Origin of the sequence: Herpetosiphon geysericola (assembly GCF_001306135.1) — a bacterium.
GTDB lineage: Bacteria > Chloroflexota > Chloroflexia > Chloroflexales > Herpetosiphonaceae > Herpetosiphon > Herpetosiphon geysericola.
The window spans coordinates 326,502-343,464 of record NZ_LGKP01000035.1 but is presented as its reverse complement, the minus strand read 5'-3'; the positions used below and the strand labels follow the sequence as shown (position 1 = coordinate 343,464).

The 16,963-nt window shown below is 47.9% G+C and carries 11 protein-coding genes; all 11 read right to left on the bottom strand.

Translation table 11 applies throughout. The annotated features are described in order from the left end of the window. Positions 1-15: 15 nt before the first annotated feature. The 11 genes from SE18_RS22240 to SE18_RS22190 all read right to left on the bottom strand — a co-directional run bounded on the left by SE18_RS22240 (position 16) and on the right by SE18_RS22190 (position 16,918). A complete protein-coding gene (locus SE18_RS22240; RefSeq protein WP_054536669.1) occupies positions 16-1,125 on the bottom strand; it encodes a pyridoxal phosphate-dependent aminotransferase in 1,110 nt (369 codons plus the stop codon). Position 1,126: 1 nt separating this feature from the next. Continuing rightward, positions 1,127-2,179, bottom strand: coding sequence for an STAS domain-containing protein (locus SE18_RS22235; protein ID WP_054536668.1), 1,053 nt, complete (start codon positions 2,177-2,179; stop codon positions 1,127-1,129). A 162-nt stretch (positions 2,180-2,341) separates the two neighbouring features. Next, positions 2,342-2,761: a DUF3054 domain-containing protein gene (locus SE18_RS22230; RefSeq protein ID WP_054536667.1), complete on the bottom strand. Its 420-nt coding sequence runs from the start codon at positions 2,759-2,761 to the stop codon at positions 2,342-2,344. Between the two features lie 51 nt (positions 2,762-2,812). Next, entirely contained in the window at positions 2,813-3,457 is a 645-nt protein-coding gene (locus SE18_RS22225) for an RNA ligase family protein (protein WP_054536666.1), read from the bottom strand. A 79-nt stretch (positions 3,458-3,536) separates the two neighbouring features. Further along, positions 3,537-4,295 carry a Crp/Fnr family transcriptional regulator gene (locus tag SE18_RS22220; RefSeq protein ID WP_083470086.1) on the bottom strand — a complete coding sequence of 253 codons (759 nt, stop codon included), beginning with the start codon at positions 4,293-4,295 and terminating at the stop codon, positions 3,537-3,539. A gap of 29 nt (positions 4,296-4,324) precedes the next feature. Then, the gene (locus tag SE18_RS22215) at positions 4,325-5,326 is read right to left on the bottom strand and encodes an MBL fold metallo-hydrolase (protein ID WP_054536664.1); all 1,002 of its coding nucleotides are present in this window, start codon (positions 5,324-5,326) and stop codon (positions 4,325-4,327) included. A 200-nt stretch (positions 5,327-5,526) separates the two neighbouring features. After that, positions 5,527-6,909: a vWA domain-containing protein gene (locus SE18_RS22210; RefSeq protein ID WP_054536663.1), complete on the bottom strand. Its 1,383-nt coding sequence runs from the start codon at positions 6,907-6,909 to the stop codon at positions 5,527-5,529. A 116-nt stretch (positions 6,910-7,025) separates the two neighbouring features. Then, positions 7,026-7,958, bottom strand: coding sequence for an AAA family ATPase (locus SE18_RS22205; RefSeq protein ID WP_054536662.1), 933 nt, complete (start codon positions 7,956-7,958; stop codon positions 7,026-7,028). A 198-nt stretch (positions 7,959-8,156) separates the two neighbouring features. Further along, complete coding sequence (locus tag SE18_RS22200) at positions 8,157-9,539, bottom strand: TolB family protein (RefSeq protein WP_054536661.1); 1,383 nt, start codon at positions 9,537-9,539, stop codon at positions 8,157-8,159. A 238-nt stretch (positions 9,540-9,777) separates the two neighbouring features. Then, on the bottom strand, positions 9,778-12,810 hold the full coding sequence (locus SE18_RS22195; protein WP_236706939.1) for a hypothetical protein: 3,033 nt from the start codon (positions 12,808-12,810) through the stop codon (positions 9,778-9,780). Positions 12,811-12,835: 25 nt separating this feature from the next. Further along, positions 12,836-16,918 (bottom strand): adenylate/guanylate cyclase domain-containing protein, encoded by a 4,083-nt coding sequence (locus SE18_RS22190; RefSeq protein ID WP_054536659.1) that lies wholly within the window; start codon positions 16,916-16,918, stop codon positions 12,836-12,838. Positions 16,919-16,963 lie beyond the last annotated feature (45 nt).

Below are 16,963 nucleotides of genomic sequence, written 5' to 3'. Positions count from 1 at the left end.
CTGGGTTTGGTAGGGTCAATGCTGAATCAACCTGCACAGGGTTTGCTGAAATAGTTCTAAGCCCATAGCAACAGCTGCGGAATCGCCACCAAAGCCAAGCCGCACATGCTGGTGGTAGGCGGGGCCAAAGAATGCTCCAGGCACACAGCCAGTCAATCCAGCCAGCTGCTGCATTTGGGAAACAGGCAGCTTGAGGCTGGGAAAGTAGGTACAACCAACGGTAGGCAGCGCGCCACAAAGTACTTCGCGCTCAATAAATGGCTGGAGTGTAACCTGCAACAGTTGACGATTGGCGGCAACATGGCGTTGAGCCTGCATCTGATAGCTTGGCAAGTGTTCAATCACGCTTGCGGCCAGATATTCGGTCAGCGGCGAGCCAATGTTAATCAGGTCGAGATAGGCGGGGCGCAATTGCGCAAGCATTGGTGGCGCTGCCATAATCCAACCACAGCGCAACATACTTAAGCCATAGACCTTAGAGAGGCTATTGATGCTGATCCATTGTGCGCCAAGCTCAGCAACGCTGCCAAATTCAGGCTGCGCTACCAAATGCCAATAAATTTCATCAACCACGATTGGTAGCGGCGTAAGCCCAAGTCTATCAGTTGTTTGATTGAGGGTTTGTTGCAGCGCCAGTAGTTGGTTTTTAGTGCTTAAGCTGCTGCTAGGATTATGCAAATTACTGATTAGCACTAGTTTGGTGCGGGGCGTAATGCTAGTTGCGAGTTGCCCTAACTCAAATTCGCAGCTGGAATCACGCGGGCAGGCGCTCCAGGTCGCACCGCGAGCCAAAACGCAACGCTGAAATGGCTCATAATGCGGAGTTTCGATCACGGCATGATCGCCAGGTTGCAACAACGCTTGGCAGACGACCGCTAAAGCACTCGATGCTCCAGCCACAATTAATGGAGCATAACTACTTTTATACCACGCTTGCAAAGCCTGTTGAAGCCGTGGATGGCCCCAAGGATTAGCCTGTTGGGCAGCCTCGAAGGATACAGGATCGGTCAATTGCTGCTGAATTGCGTTGCGCACACTTGGCAGATACACGCTGCTGTTGCTCAAGATTGCGCTTGTTGGTTGCTGTTTGGCCCATTCAAGGTAGTGTGGTTGTGGTTGGGCCATGCTACTTTTTGCTCTGAAGCGTGGTTAAATCTTCAATTGCATCGGCAATGGTTGCATAGGTTTCGGGCAAGGCGGTATGCAAATCGAAATCAACAAACATGTGGGCAGTTTTTGGCTGAATTCCAGTTAAAAACACCTTTGCACCCAAAACATAAATTGCTTGCACCAACCGCTGTAAGCCTTGGGCAAAATTCTGGTCAACGCTGGTTACGCCCGTAATATCTACCAACACCGTTTGGATGCGCTCACGATGAATATGCTCAAGCACCAGTTTTTGAATTTTGGTTAAACGTGCATTATCAACATAGCCCAAAATGGGAATAACCACCGTATCTGCTAGAATTGGAATCGCCGGAGTTTCAAGCGTATCAATTACGTCAAGCAGTTTTTGTTTTTCAAGGTTATCGTGGTGCAATTGATCATTGAGTGCAATTTGGTCAAGGCGAGCATCTTCTGCATCGCGCGCCCGTAAAAATGCTTCGTCTGCACTCTCTTCTAAGCGCTTTACCGCCATATTAATGATAATTGCGGTAACGATTAACATACTCAATGATGCAATAGTTTGAACAATGAATGAGATAGTTGCACTACTATCAAATTGATAGGCTTTAAACCATTGATTATAGTCGGCAATTGCTAAAAATATCGAAACAAAAATTGATAATAATAAAGGGTAAATCGTATAGCGAAAGCCAATCAAGATGGCACTAACAATTATCAATAAAATTGAAACGAGTGCCATAAACGAGGGAACATTAAACACAACTGCCAAGATTGCGCCTAATAAAATACAACTCATAATGAAGAAAAATGCTCCACGTTGTTGATGGCCTTGGCGAATCCAGTATAAACTGGTGAAAATCACCGCAACTCCGCTGATCGCAACGAAGGTCATAATCACAAAGGGGATTGTTCGGGCTTGGGGAAAGGCCAAGGCAATCAGCATCACAACACTGAGCGCGCTTGTCGACATGAGAATGGTGCGAAGAATTTGATTAAGCAGGGTTTGCTGAATTTGGCGATACGATTGACCAATTGTTTTATCTGCTTCCATAAAAAGCTCCCAAGACCCTAGCAATGGAGATTGATGGTTGGGGCCTATTATACTCTAGCACTGACCGCAATGATAGTTACCAATCTGGCAGCTTGATGACAGAATTGTGCGCTAAAAACAAAAATTCAGCGCATAAACCACAATTTATGCGCTGAATTGGGTTTATGCGCTGCGCTTGCCCGCTCGATAGGCCGACCAGCCGCGCCATGCCAGCAGCAAAATCATGTTGAAAATAAACGTAGTAATTGCAAAGCCAGGCTTGAAATCGTGCTTCCAAACCAGCGAGCGTAACACCAAGCCAATTGGCGCAGCCACACACCACGCCAACGCTGTGCGTTGCAAGGCGATTTTGGTATGTTCACTGACTGCTGGGGTATAAAGCTTCATCAGTGGTGCAGCAATACCCCAGCCAATTACGAATGGAGCAGCTACATTAATCACTGCATCTGCATTCACACCTTCCTCGTGCGAAAGCCGCCCAATAATTACAAATAAGGCAAAAATCGCCACATCACCAACAATTAGGCCAATCACGCGGGCCGAATTGTCGGGCGTGTTGGCAAGTTCTTGATTTGTCGTCATGCTCAAATCCTTTGTAAAGCAATTCGCTATCTTGGATTGTAGCATAGCCGCTCACTCCCAGTAAGCTTCCCAACGCTCGGCAAAAGCTTGTTTGAGCCGCGCTTGATACTGACGGGTTTTGATTTTGACCATCCAGAGATCGACGCCACCAGTGCCGCCTTTGCAAACCACGCCTTCGTGCACGTTAAATTTGCCATTGCGCACATCCTCGAAAAACTGGCCAGTTAATGTGCCTTCGTAAACCACGCGCGCACTGTTGACGCAGCCAAAATCGGCGATAAATTGCTGTGGCCCGACAAAGCCATAGCCTGCGAACCAAACGTCAAACAAGCGGAGTTGTTTGGGGTCAGCGGTTTTGTGCAGGCCAGCAAATGAGTTGGGGCCGAAAAACTCAGTAAATACCCGAATTTCGTTGTAGGCTTGATAATTGGCATGGTTCAGCAAAATTTCGGCTAATGGCTCGGCCAAACTTGCCTGAAATAGACTTGGCGCTGCTTGAAGATGGGCATGGGCTTGGCTAAATTGCTCACTGCCATGGCAGGTTAATTCAAAGGCTTCGCGACGCGTGCCAAAGCGATGCCAACCAGCCTCGCGATCCCAATCCCAGTGTAAATTTGTGCCATCGTATTTTTCAAAGGCCCAGCAACGGCTCAAGGGTGCGTTGCGGCTATCAGCCATTTTGGGGTAGTAAAGCATGACAGGCTCCGGTTGGTAATCTATCAGCTTAAATAACAAGAGTATTGGAATCAAACCAATACTCTTTTCAGCCGAGCATTCACTTAATGCGTTTGGCCAAAGCTTCAAGGTTGTGCAAGCTGATGTGATAGTGCTGATCGACGCTCAGATAGCGACGTTGTTTGAAATAGCCGATCACTTGGTTGACTCGCTCGCGTGATGCGCCAACCAAACCCGCCAAATCGCTCTGGGTGAGGCGAATTGGAATTTGCACCGTGCCAGCTTCATCGGGATGGCCATATTTTTGGGCGAAGGCTAAGAGCTGACGCGCCACCCGTCCGTGCACATCGAGGGTTGCTAAGGCCTGAATTTGCTCATTGGCCAAGCGTAAACGGCTTGAAAGCATGCGCACAAGGTTCAAGGTAATCACTGGAGCGTTTTGCAAGGCTTCCAAAAAAGCTGTACGATTCATCCAAAGCAAGGTTGATTCTTCTTGAGTGACCACAGTTGCCGAGCGGCCAGCGCTATCGATTAAGCTCATTTCGCCGACCGTATCGCCAGCGCCAAGCATCGCGATGATCACATCGGTGCCATCTGCTTGCTCGACATGAATTTTGACCGTGCCACTCAGAATGATATACACAACCTCGCCAGGTTGCTCAACCGACATCAAATTAGTTCCAGCAGGGAAGGTACGTCGCACCAAGCGTCGGCTAATCTGCGCGGCCTGCTCTGGGGCAAGGCCATCAAATAGCTCAACATCGCGGAGTAACGCCAGTTCTGCATCGCTCAACATTGGGTTATCTCCTAGCATGCGCCAGCCAAAACTCTGATTTATCGTTGTTATGGTTGGATTCATGAGCGTCTTCCTCCACCTGCTACCGTTAATCAACTTATGACATCGGTGCTCAATGGCTCAGTCACGGTGCTGCTTGGATCGTCGTTGCTGATTACCTCAGGTTGGGGCTTGTTGAGCACCAATTCTAAGCCTTCGCGGGCAGCAAGCGTGCCAGCAAACATCGACTGGGCATGCTGTTCAATTGCCTCGATCACATCGTCGCCATAATTTGGCTCGTGATGGAACAGCACCAAAGTGCCAACTTTGGCCGAACGGGCTACATCGCAGGCCATGGTGGCGGTTGAGTGGCCCCAGCCTTGGGTTGAGCCAAAGCCAGGCGCTTTGCCCAAGTAGTGATCCTCGGTATATTGAGCATCGTGAATCAGCACATCAGCACCTTGAGCAAATTGAGCGAGCCGTTGATCACCATTAATATAGCCTTCTGTGTCAGTGGCGTAGACAACGCTCATGCCTTGCCATTCAATACGATACACCAAGACACCATCGGGGTGTGCATATGAGCGCAGGGATTTGATCACGATCATATTCTCGTCAATATCGCTGAGATTATCGTGAAAACGATTGCGCAACATTGCCTCGCCGCGTTCCTCTGAGAGCAATAGTACATCAGTTTCGCGAATGCTCGACACCATTTTTTGGGCGGGCAATTCGGCCATTGAAACCGGAAAAACTGGCGGCAACATAGTTTTGGCCAAGGTTTCTTCTAAATCGCGCTCAAAAATGCCAGGCCCAAAGATATGCATATTGGTATCGCCACGATAGGCAGGGGTAAAAAACGGAAAGCCCTGCGTATGATCGTGGTGCATATGGCTGAACAAAATTGTCACATCAATTGGCTTGCCGCTGGCTTTGGCGCGCGCATTCAAGCTTTTGCCAAGGTTAATAATCCCAGTCCCAGCATCGAGGATAATCGTGTGGCCATTGGCCTCGACCTCGACGCAGAGGGTATTTCCACCGTATTTCAAATATTCTGGGCCGGAAACTGGGTGGCTGCCACGCACACCCCAAAAACGCACTGTCATGGTTGTCATTGGCTATCTCCTTCTGGGTTGACGTGGGTTTGATGTATCGTGGTTCTATTATGCCCAATTCGTAAACAAGCGGCTGTTAGCTAGCTCACACTTGCCCAACGAACTATAGCACAGGTTAATTGTGGATTAAAGCAACCATACAGGGGATTATCGGTGAGGATTCTGAGCCACCTATGGCCTATAGGTGGCTCAATAAATAGCTAGTTAGCCAATAAACGATCAACCGCCGAGGTGAGTTCGGCCAGATTCGTCACGAGGTGAACCCTGTCGCAGAGCGGTGCGTAGAGCTGCATATCGCTATCGCCAGTGCCCCATTGATAGGTATCTTCGGGCGTAAACCAAATTAAGCGTTTGGCATGGCGGCGGATGGTTTGCAACGATTCCAAGCGCGGGTTATTGAAATTATTTCGGCCATCGCCCACGATAATTACGGTCGTGCGCCAATCGACCGTGTCCAAATAGCTATGCAAGAAAGTGTCGAGGCTGCGGCCAAGGTCGGTGTTGTAGTAGCCAGGTGGAATACTTTCGAGCACATCATTGACGCTAATGTCGGCGCGACTATCGTTGAGTTGGTCGGTAATATCGTGCAGGTTAGCAATAAAGGCAAATGAATGGGTTTTGCTCACTTGATCTTGCAGTTCATAAATCATGCGCAGCATAAACTCAGCTACAGGCCGCATTGAGGTTGAAATATCGCAAATAATCACGAGCTTGGGCTTTTGTTGCTTCTTGCGATGTTCCAATTTCATCGGCACGCCATCGTAGCGCATATTGTTGCGCATGGTGCGTTTGATATCGATTTGACCTGCTTTATCGCGCTTTTGGCGTAACGATGCCCGCGAACGCAACAAAGCTGCCAAACGGCGCACTTCTTGGCGCATGCGCTGAATATCTGCATCGGAGAGCGAGCCAAAGGGTCGATGTTGCAGATCGTCGCCATACTGCGGATTATAATCGTCGCTCATGCGCTCGGCTAAGCCAGAGCCAACAAATTGGCTAATTTGGTCGCGCATCGATTGAGCATTGCCCTGCATTTGCTGCATAATTTCGGCGAGGGCTGCCGCATCCATACCATCTGCTTCCAATTGTTTGAGCAAATCCTCAAGCGCTTGTTTAAACTCGGTCAAGCCCATTTGCTGTTCCATGCGCCGTTCGACCCAGCGGCGTTGGTTGAGCGATTGAATGTGATTGATGCCTGAGCTACGAGCTAGCGCCGCCAATTCCTCGGGCGTGAGATTTTGCCCATCCATCAAGCGTTGCATCAATTCGCGAATTCGTTCGCGGAGTTGGGCAATTTCTTGGCGCAGCTGATCCAATTCCTCTGGATCGAGGCCGCTCAAGCCATTGGCACCGTTGGTCATCGGGGCATCGCCATGGCCAAAAAAGAGCGGAAACAGCTCCTCGAATTGGGCTTGATGGGTTGCATCTTTGACCAAAGTCGCCAACAGCGCATCGTGAAACAGCTGGCGATCGGTGATGCCAAGCTGTTCTAAGGCATTAAAGCTATCAAGGCTTTCGGCGAGCGACACACGAACTCCGGCTGCTCGCAACGCCTTCACAAATGCCACAATCCGTTCATGCATCGGAACCCCCCTTGCAAAGTCAGAGGGCAAAAGTCAAAAGTCAAAAATAGAAGGGAGAGTCAATAATTTGTTGATCTCTTCTACAGTTTTTGACTTTTGATTTCTGCCTTTTGATTTTACTTTCTGCGTCCTTCGTCGTTGCGGTTGCGGCCTGTTTGCATTGCGCGTTGGGTGCGTTGCAAATCGCTTTCATGTTTCAACAGCACGGTCATAGTTTGATCAAGGGTTGTTTGGTCGAGTTGCTTGGCGTTGAGCAACACCAAGGCGCGTGCCCAATCGAGGGTTTCGGAGATCGATGGCGATTTTTTGAGATCAAGGTTGCGCAGGCGTTGCACAAATTCAACCACTTGGCGCGCCATTTTGGCTCCCAACGAAGGCACTTTCAACTCAACGATGCGCAACTCTTCTTCGAGCGATGGATAGCCGACGAACAGATACATACAACGCCGTTTGAGCGCTTCGGAAAGTTCGCGGGTATTATTGCTAGTCAAAATCACAATTGGCCGATGGGCAGCTTTGAGCGTGCCAAGCTCAGGCACCGTAATTTGAAAATCCGACAAGACTTCGAGCAAAAAGGCCTCAAACTCAGCATCAGCGCGATCAATTTCATCGATCAGCAACAAGGTTGGTTTGGGGTTGAGAATTGCCTTGAGCAACGGGCGTTGCAATAAAAAGCGTTGCGAGAAGAAAACTTCTTCTTCGGCAGCTAGGCGATCGGCGGCTGAGCGCAACGAATCTGCATCGGAAAGCAAATTGTTGAGCTTATCACGCAAAAGCTGGGTATACAACATCTGTTTGGCGTATTCCCACTCGTAGAGCGCCTTGGTTTCATCAAGCCCTTCGTAGCATTGCAAGCGAATCAATTCGCGGCCCGTTGCTGCGGCCCAAGCCTTAGCAAGCTCGGTTTTGCCCACTCCGGCAGGGCCTTCGGCCAAAAGCGGTTTTTCCAAACGATCAGCCAAGTATAAAACCGTAGCAATTTGATCGGTTGGAATATAATTTTGGGCGATCAGCCCATCCTTAACAGGCTGAATTGGTTGCTCTTCCATAAAATGCTGCTCCTGTAGGCTTGGCGGAAACTTGGGTTGGTGAGGGAGAGTTAGGGGTAACGGTCACACAGATTAAGTGTAGCACTTTTTTGATCAAATGCATTAAACGTTAATTATATGAGACACGATATCAAAAAGTGCTACGCAAAATCTAAATTTTTGTATGATTTCTAGGCTGAATATATGAATTTTTGTTATTTAATTTTTCCATACAGCCCATTTAGTATCTCCATTACTTTCAGCAAAGACCCTGATATTAGATCCATCTATATTAGCTATATATAATTTCCAAAATCCAGAGTTGTAGGAACAAAAAATTATTTTTGTTCCATCTGGAGATAGTGTAACTGGCCACCAATCGTCTTCATTGGTAGGTATTACCTTCTTGATATTTTTATCGACAAGATTCAAAGAATAAATATCTCTTACTCCATCTTTATTAGATGAAAATATAATATTTTCACTATTTTTAGACCATGACGGCATCCAATTATCAAATTCATCCATAGTTATAGGAGTAATTATATTATTTTCCATATTAATCATATATATATTCATTCCAGAAAAATCTTTGGAATGAAAAGCTATATATTTACCATTAGGTGACCATGATGGATAACCAGCAGACATATTGGTATTTATTTTATTTATTGTATCATTATTAAGATCATATAAAAATATTTCAAATTTCCCATCTCGTTTAGATTCAAATGCTATATACCTTCCATCAGGAGACCAAGATGGTTGACCATCCCATTCCAAATGATTAGTTAATCTACGAAGATTATTCCCTTCAACCGAAATTATATATATTTCTGAATTATGGCCGCCTGGATCATCCATATTAGAATGAAAGACTATATTTTTTCCATCAGGAGACCAACTAGGATGTCCATTATATATATCATTTGGGCTATTTGTTAAATTCATACTAAACGTTTCATGTTCATCTGTTAGATAAATATCATCATTACCATCTCTATTTGATACAAATACAATACTTGGGATTTTTGGTGGAATATCTGTTGGTGGAATATCTGTTGGTGGAATATCTGTTGGTGGGATGTCTGTTGGTGGAATATCTGTTGGTGGAATATCTGTTGGTGGAATATCTGTTGGTGGGATGTCTGTTGATATTATACTAATTTCGGTGGGCAGCACTTCGAATTTATCGCTCTTCGATTCTCTATCTATATTATTTGAATCAGGAACATCAATTTGTATATCATAGGTCTGGTTATTTACAATAACCGCATTTTCCCTCACAATCTCAATATTTTCATATATTACATTTATTTCCATAATATCTCCGTTTGAAATAAAATCCAAGCTAAAATCGGATATACCATTATTGTCTGTAATTCCTGATACACTTTTTCCTTTTGAGATTATAATTATCTTAGCATTATCTACAGTATTTCCATTACTTCTATTAATGACGCGGACTAAAAAATTTATACTGGATTTATCAATGTTTATAAAAGGGGTAATACCAATAATTGCAGTAATTATTGCAGCAATTATTGTAGCAATACCAGTAATAATTGCACCTTTTGGCACATTTCGTAAATTCTTATTCATATATCTCATTATATATTTTAATGTTTTTACAAGATAAGAATTATATGAAATCCTATCCTAATTAATTGATTTAAACTTCTGTTTAGAATAGGGAATTTTGATCATTGACAATATATAGAATAACATATATTGCAAGTATTTTATCTTTAATTAAGCTTTTTATATAACAAAACGTACATGGGAGAATCGTGGGTGCTAACTTGCAGCTAGCACCCACCACCGCCAACATTAGTAATAGCTAGCGGTTGACATTTACGTTGGGCAGATACATTTCGTAATCAATATCGAAACGTCCCCCATAGGTTTCAACCCCAACGTTGCCGGCCTCGTCTTCAACCTGAATCATCAGTTGCAGTGGTTGAGCGGCGGTCGTTGGCAGGCTGGCTGAAATTTGCCAGCGCTCGGTCGTGCCAACTTGGAAGGTGTTCATGCTGATGCTTTGCCAAACGCCAGTGCTGGTTTTGACCAACATCTCTGCTTCAATTTCATCGCCTGGGCCGTCGTCATCGCGTTCGATCACCATTGCGCGGATTTTACCATCGCTGGTGCGTTGGGTATCGCGCACGATTGGCTCGAAACTATCGTTGAGCAAATCGTCATCAGCACCATCGCTCAAATATTTAAGCCGTAGCGTAATGCTGCTAAATTGGCGTAATTCGCCGCCGTTGGCCGTGCCTTTGAATTGCGTTGGGGTCAATAAAAGCTGCGAGAAACGCCGATCTTGGTTGAAGGGGCCGTTATCGTCGAGATTATCGCTCTCGAACACACTATAGCTAAATGGCTGGTCGGGATACCAACGATCAGCAAAATCAAAACTTGGTTCGTGGGTCAGATAAATTTCATCAGTAATCAAACGGGTAACCAGCGGATTAAAGGTCGCTGTGGTTGCAGTGGTACCGCCAAGCAGCTGAACGCCTTGCAAGCGTTGCTCGCCAAAGCTATCGGTCAGCGAAAGCGGAATATTAAAGTTGGGCAATGATGGCAAGCCAGCTGCATTGACCATCGTGCTATTAAATGTGCGACCTGTCAGCAAGCCTTCAGTATCATTAACCACCGTCGCTTGAGCAGAAATAATCTTGCCGCGGCTGGTATTTTGGGCGATTGTATAGCTAATGTTGAAGCTAAGATCGCGATCAATTGCCTGATCAGTTACGGTTGCTCGCTGCGCTACATTGGGCGAACAGGTCAAACAGCCATCATCTTGGCGATCGTTTGGCGGGAAGGGAATTGGATTTGGCACTTTCACGCGCACCATCGGCATACCATACAAGGTCGATTGCAAAAGCACTTTTTCGTCGTAAACGCTGAATGTACCCGGCGTGCCTTCGCGCAAGTAAGCTCGTTTGGCACGCACTAAGCCATAGCCAACCGGCATGCCTTCATACAAACCTGATAGATTTTTCCATTCGCGGCCAATTTCATTGGTAAATTGGGCCATAAGTTTTTCGCTATAGCCCACCAAATCGCTATCGCCATAGCCAAAGCCAGTATTGCCAACCCAAGTGCCATGCTGTTTGATATAGGCTTGAGGAAAATCGATTGCCGCATCACTGCCGCTCACTACATCACTATCAGCGACGCTAAAGCCCGAGTGACAACCAACGCTGTAGCCTAAACGGCGAATTTGATAGGCATTTTCAAGCGTTGCAAACGGGTGATTATACAGAATCGAGGCGCTCACAACATCGCTTGAGGTGGCAAAGTTGGCAGGAATTGCCTGATAGTGGGTAAAGTGTGCGTTAATCGATTGGGCTGGATACGGCGATTTAGAAGTGTTATTGGCAATATTTGGCAGCCAAGTTTGCAAGAGGTCGGTAGCATTCCAGCTGTCGTTAATTAAGCCAATTGGCCGCAACCCAGTCAGCATGGTCAAGGTGTTTGAAACCATCTGCGCTTGGTCGGTCAAGAAATCGTAGCCCGTCACCAAACTACTATCTTGCAATGTAGGCCCTAATATAATGGCACTTTGGCTTTGGAAACCAGTATAGATATTGAGTTTTTTCAAATAAAGATGAATCGCAGCTGAGCTTTCGACCAAGCGCCCAACGCTCAATTCAGGCACCCACAACTGGCGGCCACGATAAGGAATTGGCTTGATAGCGCCGTAAATGTTATCGGTCAAGATGGTTTTGTATTTCAGGCTGCTGGCGGTAAAGCTATTTGGATCGATCTTTGAGCTAGCCAAATAATCGCTTTCATTGGCAATCACAGTTTCATCGGGCACGCGATAGAAGGGTACAACCGTGTCGCCACCAACAATCGTGATATAGCGCAGCATCGGGCAACGCCGCGCATATTGGGTAATGAGATGATGCACACCCTCTGCCAACCGATTAGCATAGAATGGATTTGTGCGATGGGCATTCCACTCGGTCGAGGCATCACTCAAGGCGTTACTCGGCTGAATCCACGGAATATTGGCCAAATCGATCACCAAGCCATTGGTATTAGGATCATTGATATTATCGGAAAAACCAAGCAGTTCGGTATAAATACTAGTGTTGTAGGGCGCAAATGTCTGGTGAATATCAAGATAGTCGCTATGGGTGATGTACAATGCGCGCTTACAAGCTGGTGGCTCATTTTGCACAATGTTAAACGGAATCGGTGCAGGTTTGGTCAAGTTGGGGTCGAAGGCCGCTTCAATCGCAAGCTGGTAATCGCCTGATTGATCGTCGTCAAGTGGATAGACGAGCAGATAATAAAAGCCAGGTGTCCAAACAAAGCTGTTGATGCTGGCATCGGAATAGCCATTTGCGCCAATCGCGTTCAGGTTGCCGATGGCGTTCAAATTGCCAATCGCGTTCAGGTTGCCGATGGCGTTCAAATTGCCAATCGCGTTCAGGTTGCCGATGGCGTTCAAGTTGCCGATGGCGTTCAGGTTGCCGATGGCGTTCAAGTTGCCAAGTGAAACATGGCCAGTTTGGGTAATCGGCTGGCCCAAATCATAAAAAAGCGCCACCTGATAATCGCCAAAGGTATCGGTTAAGCTAATCGCCAAAGTTGTGGCTGGTCGAACGCTAATTTTATACCAATCGAGATCGCTGCCAGTGCTCAAATCGCCAGTAATCTCGCACACGCTTATGCTTGACCAATTACAATCATCAGATACATCGTGGGCGTTTTGCCAAACGTCGTTCCATTCAACTTCAGGGACTGGCACCGGAAGCAGGGCTGGCTTGGCCAAACTATTGGCGCTCGGCTGCTGGGCCAACAGACTTAGGAGCAACACAACGACTCCTAATAAACGGACGTGACTGAAACGGCGCATAAACCCTCCATGGTGAAAATTTGGGCTAAGCCTTGGTTAATCGAGCCAGTTGCTCCTGATATTGAGCCATGCGGTGCGGATCGCTGGTTTTGGTTAAGCTAATCAATTGCTCCAAGCAGCGTTCAATATCTGCTTGGTTATCGCATTCTAACAAGAGGCTAAGTGCCTGTTCGGCTGCATTTAAGGCTGGATCATAATGGTCTAAGGCGAGCAAAATCTTACTTTGGGTTAATTGGGCCATGCCTTCGTCTGCTTTGGCCGAATGGTGACGAGCCTGCTCCAGCGCAAAATCACAATAATCTAAGGCTTGGGCGTAGTTTTGGCGGCTATAAAACAATTCAGCATAAATGCGATATAGCTCAGGTAAAAATGAATCGACGTGAATTTCATCGAAGAGCGTGCGGCTCCGATCGAGCATTGCTTCAGCGTCGTGGCTTTGGCCTTGCGCAAACAACGTATTGCCCATATTCATGTGGGTCACAGCAACCCCAAGCTTGGAGTTGAGCTTGTTCCACAGCCCAAGGCTTTGGTTGAAGGTTTCTAAGGCTTGGGCATATTGCTGCGTCTTGCGATAGAGTTCACCAAGGTTGAGGCTCACGAGTGCTTGCCCATAGCTATCGTTAATCGTCTTTTTGATGTTGAAGGCAGCTTGATAGAGCGCGATCGATTGATCCCATTGATCAAGATCGCTAAAGTTGATTGCGGCGTTGTTGTAGGCATCGGCCAAGCGTGAAATATCGTTGACTGTTTGATACAGCTCGATTGATTTGGCTAGCGCCCCAACTGCCTGCTCGCGCGAGCCAAGCACGCGGTAGGTCCCGCCGATCAGCAAATAGGCCCGAGCCTGCTCCGCTTGCAATGCTAGCTCTTCGGCCAGCGCCAAGGCCTGCTCGGCCCATGCAATCGTTTCGTGATAGCGGCCTTGACGCTGATGCAGACCAGCGCCAAGCAACAGCGCCCGCACACGCTCAACCGATTGTTGCTCGCCCAACAACCCAAGCGCTTGTTGTAGTTGTTCAAAGGCTGGCTCGTATTCGCCTTGGCGCTCGTAAATTGTGGTGATATGGCGCAAAATGCGGGCTTCGCGGCTGTTGCTATAGACGTTACTTTGGCGTAATTGGCTTTGAGCCTGAGCCAAGGTTGATAATGCTTCAGCATAATCGCCTGCTTGCAGCAGCACATAGCCCAAGCGCTCGCTCAATTCTTGCTCCAACGAATGATCATGCTTGCCTAAGTTGGGCAGCAACTCCAAGGCATCGCGATAATGGGCGCAAGCCTCTGCATTAAAATAGCGTTTTTGGGCGGTAATTCCAGCTTCGCGATAATAGCGCACAGCTTCGTGCCAATCCTCGGCGCGGGCATAGTGGCGGGCCAAAATCGGCAACACATCAAGCAAATTTTGGCGATGGACTTCTTGAATACGTGCTGCTACCCGCCGATGCAACTCACGCCGCCGTGCATACAAAATGCCTTCGTAGGCCACATCGCGGGTCAGGGTATGTTTGAACAAATAGGCCAAATCGGCAGCAATATGGTCGGGCAAGACCACATCGGCGTTGGTTAGGCGATCCATTTGATTAACCAAATCGTCGTCGTTGGTGATGCCACGCAAAATCGTCAATTCGAAGCGGCGGCCAACCACCGAGGCAACTTGGACAGTTTCGCGAATCCGCGTATCAAGCCGATCGAGCCGTGCGGTAATCACACCTTCAATTGTGGTTGGCAAGCTATCAAGCTCGCCACGTAAATCCCAGCCGTTGCTGGTTTCAACGATTACGCCTTGCTGAATCAGGCTGCGCATCATTTCTTCGATAAAAAATGGATTGCCCTGAGGATTGAAAAAGCGTTCGTCGCTCCGACGCCAGCGTTCGAGCAAAGCAGCAGGCAAGGGAGCGTTGCCAATAATCGCACTGGCGAGGGCTTCGCTTTCGGGCATGCTCAATTCGCTCAGCTCAAGCGTAATCGTCTGCTCAGGCCAATTCATGGCGCTCAGGCCTTTGGTTCGCGAGCCAACCAACAAGGCAATTGGCGCTTGATCGACATGTTTGGCTAAGCGTTCGAGCAACTGGCGCGATGAAGCATCGATCCAATGGGCATCATCCCATAAAATGACCAGCGGCGTAGCATTAGCGCTAGCCACAATTAATGCCACCACCAACTCAATCGTTTGATCGTGGCGTTGTTCTGGTGCGAGGGCTTGAGTTAATTCATTTTCAGCCAAGCTGACATGCAAAATATCGCTGAGCAAGGGCAAAAATCGCTCAAACTCGGGCGCAAGTTTGCTGACCCGTTGGCCAATAACTTTAACCAAACGCTCGCTGGTTAGGCTTGTATTTAGGCGCAGCACTTGGCGCAACATTTCGCTAGCCGATGCAAATGGCGTGGTTTGCTCATACAATTGGCATTCGATTGTAATCGGCATAAATTCGGGCACATTCAGGTTTGGGTCGAACGAAGCCAACGATAAACGGCTGAGCAATTCTTCGAGCAAGCGCGATTTGCCAATCCCAGCTTCGCCAAAGATATTGATAATTTGGCCTTGGCCTTGCAAGGCTTGGATACTAATCGTGGCTAATTGATCAAGCTCCTGCACGCGGCCCACCAAATCGGCGCGCATTGTTTCGCGGCGCACGTTGTAGGCGCGATCAACGCGCGCTGGCTCGATTGGCTCGCTTTTGCCTTTGAGCGGCAGGGCGGGCAAGCTTTCGTAGGCAAAGGCATGGCTGGTAAGCCGCTTGACCGCAGGGCTAGCCAAAACCTCGCCATAGCGGCAAACGCTCATCAAACGCACAGCGGTATTGACCGGATCACCCATCACCGTGTATTCGCGGCGGGTTTCGCTGCCCACAATTCCCGCAAAGACGTGGCCTTGGTTGATACCAATTTGTTGGTCGAGCAAGGGCAAGCGCAAATTGTGCTGTTGAATCAAAGCATTAATTTCGTTCATAGCCGATTGCATATCGAGGCCAGCTCGCACCGCTAGCTCGGTATCATTTTCGTTGGCCAGTGGTGCACCAAAAATTGCCAACAGTTTATCGCCATCGGCAGCCATATCGAGCTTGTTAACCACGCCGCCGTAGTGATTGACGATCTGTTGCATGCGCTGGTAGTAGTGATTGAGCAAGACCGTCGCACTGGCTGCATCGCATAATTCAACAATCGTGCTAAATGGCGCAATATGGGCAAAAACAATCGTTACCAGGCGAATTTCGCCGCTTTTGCTGGCCACGGTGCTGAGCAACTGCGCTTCGCTCATGCGTTGGGGCAAGAGGCCTTTTAGGCCATGATAGATGGTCGCCAAGGCTTGTACACTGGCCAGAGTAACTGGCTGAGCAATAGCCGTAACATTGGAGGCTGCTTGATAAGGCGGATGCTCAAGTTTCGTGGTTAATGCAGTAAATGGCGTATTGGGATCGGCGGGTAAGCCAAGCAAGCGCATCGTATCTTTCGAGCAGACCACCTCACCAGGCCGAGCCAGCTCTTGAGCACGCGCAACCAAGTTAACCGCAATCCCAGTCAGCATCAACTCTGCATGCTGCTGATCGCCGAGTAGGGCTGCGAAGGCCTCGCCGCTATGCACGCCAATTCGCAAGGTGAGGTTAAATTGGCCAGCCCGAATTTGAATCTTACCCAAACTGGCCATTGAGGTTTGCATGGCTTGGGCCGCGTGCGCTGCAAACAGGGCGTGCTGCCCACCAAGTTTGGTTTGATCAAAAAAAGCCGTAACTGCATCGCCGCCAAATTTAATTAACGCCCCGCCATGGGCCTCAATATCAGCTACCAGCTGATCAAACAAGCGATTGATAATGCTCGTCACCTGCTCTGCGCCTTCTTTGCCCAAGCGGGTCAGGTTTTCGGAAAGCGCCGTAAAACCAGAAAGATCAGCAAAGAGCAACGAGCCAGTCCAACGTTCGCCATAGGGAATCGTCAACGAGCCTTGTTTCAAGCGCTGCACAATTGGGTCGGGCACATAGCGCTGCAATTGCTGAATCCGTTGGTCAAGCTGATGATACAGATCAGCAAGCTGTGGTTGGGTGAGCGAAACCTCGGCCTGTTGAACTTGGTGCAACAATGAGGCAAATTCTGACGAAGAAGGCGAAATCGACATGGTTTAAACCTTCGTAAAGTAGCAAGCATCAATCACGATACCCTG